Source organism: Thiohalophilus sp., from assembly GCF_031581315.1.
Lineage (GTDB): Bacteria > Pseudomonadota > Gammaproteobacteria > UBA6429 > Thiohalophilaceae > Thiohalophilus.
In genome coordinates, this window is record NZ_JAVLAZ010000182.1 from 1 (window position 1) to 1691 (window position 1691).

Annotated in this window: 3 protein-coding genes; all 3 read left to right on the plus strand. The window is 59.4% G+C overall.

Annotated elements, in window-relative coordinates:
• Positions 1-592 (plus strand): dephospho-CoA kinase (gene coaE, locus RI563_RS13375; protein ID WP_310694878.1); only part of this gene is annotated, 592 nt, incomplete at its 5' end.
• A 71-nt stretch (positions 593-663) separates the two neighbouring features.
• Complete coding sequence (zapD, locus tag RI563_RS13380) at positions 664-1431, plus strand: cell division protein ZapD (protein WP_310694879.1); 768 nt, start codon at positions 664-666, stop codon at positions 1429-1431.
• Complete coding sequence (gene yacG / locus RI563_RS13385) at positions 1428-1637, plus strand: DNA gyrase inhibitor YacG (protein WP_310694880.1); 210 nt, start codon at positions 1428-1430, stop codon at positions 1635-1637. Before zapD ends, yacG begins: the two co-directional genes overlap by 4 nt.
• The last annotated feature ends 54 nt before the right edge of the window (positions 1638-1691 follow it).

Below are 1691 nucleotides of genomic sequence, written 5' to 3' on the forward strand. Positions count from 1 at the left end.
ACTCACCGGCGGTATCGGCAGCGGCAAGTCGACCGTGGCCGACGCCTTTGCCCGCCACGGTGTGCCAATCATCGATACCGATGTAATTGCCCGGGAACTGGCGTCCCCTGGCGAGCCGGCGCTGGCGGAGATCGTCGAACATTTTGGTGACGAGGTCATCACCCCCGACGGCCGACTCGATCGCTCACGCCTGCGCGAGAAGATCTTTGCCAATCCGGCGCAACGTCAGACCCTGGAGCAGATACTCCATCCGCGCATTCGCGAGGAGGTGCGGCGGCGAATCGATACTCTGCAAGCGCCTTATTGTCTGGTGGTGATTCCGCTGTTCACAGAAACCGGCGACTACCCGTTTGTCGATCGCGTGCTGGTGGTGGATGCGGATGAGGATATCCGCATCCGTCGCACCATGGCCCGCGATCGACTGTCGCGCGAACAGGTCGAGCAGATCCTGGCCAGCCAGAGCTCCCGGGCGGAACGTCTCGCTCTGGCCGATGATGTGGTGGACAACAGCAATAAGCCGGATGGGCTCATGGAACAGATCGACAGGCTGCATCAAAAATATCTGGCGCTGGCCGGCACTACCTCGGACTGACCCGTTTTCGTCACCGGGGCTTTCCAGTAAGATAACCCCACATTCATACTCACAAGCGCTTCATCTCACCCGTGGATAACCCGATCATTTACGAGCAACCCCTGAACGAACGCATCCGCACCTACCTGCGGCTTGAACATCTGTTCAAACAGGCCGCCTACACCCTGCGCGGTTTCTCGGTCTGGGATTCGCGCGCCACAGTCAACGCGTTGATTGATATCCTGGAGATCGTCTCGCGCGGCGAACTCAAGGCAGAAATCCTCAAGGATCTGGATCGGCTCCATGCCGCGCTCTCCCGCCTGCGCGACATGCCCGGCGTGGACCGCGAGCAACTCAATACCATTCTCTCCCAGCTGGATGCGACCCAGAAGGAACTGCATACCCTGCAGGGCCAGCCCGGCCATCGGCTGCGCGACAACGAACTGCTCTCCAACCTGCGCCAGCGCGGCACCATCACCGCCGGCAGCTGCAGTTTCGATTTGCCCGGCTATCACTTCTGGTTGCAACAGGATCCGGAAATCCGCATTGCCAAACTCGAAGAGTGGTATGAAGAGCTTAACGCCATTCACAAGCCCATCAGCCTGATTCTGGGTATCCTGCGCGAATCCGCCGACGCCCGCGATCTGCAGGCCGAGAAAGGCTTTTACCAGCAAAGTCTCGACAGCCAGAGCCCGGCACAGATGCTGCGCGTGACCCTGGATGAAAAGGCCGACTGTTATCCGGAGATCAGCGGCGGCAAACACCGCTTCAGTATTCGCTTTGTCCGCCCCGGTGACAGCGGCCGACCGGTGCAGATGGACACGACCGTCGACTTTCAACTCACCTGCTGCAACCTGTGAAACGAACCGTCGTCAAATGCCCCACCTGCGGTAAATCGGTCCCCTGGACCGAGGAGTCAAAATGGCGCCCGTTCTGCAGCGATCGCTGTCGGCTGATCGATCTGGGCGAATGGGCCAGCGAAAGCCACCGCATCCCCGGCGATCGCAAACTGCCGGACGAATTCATCGATCAGGAAACCGATCCGGACAATAATTCTGAGTTCTGAGTTAAAACAAAGTTAGCAGTCGCAGATGGCAGTTTGCAGCTTATGGTGCGTGGG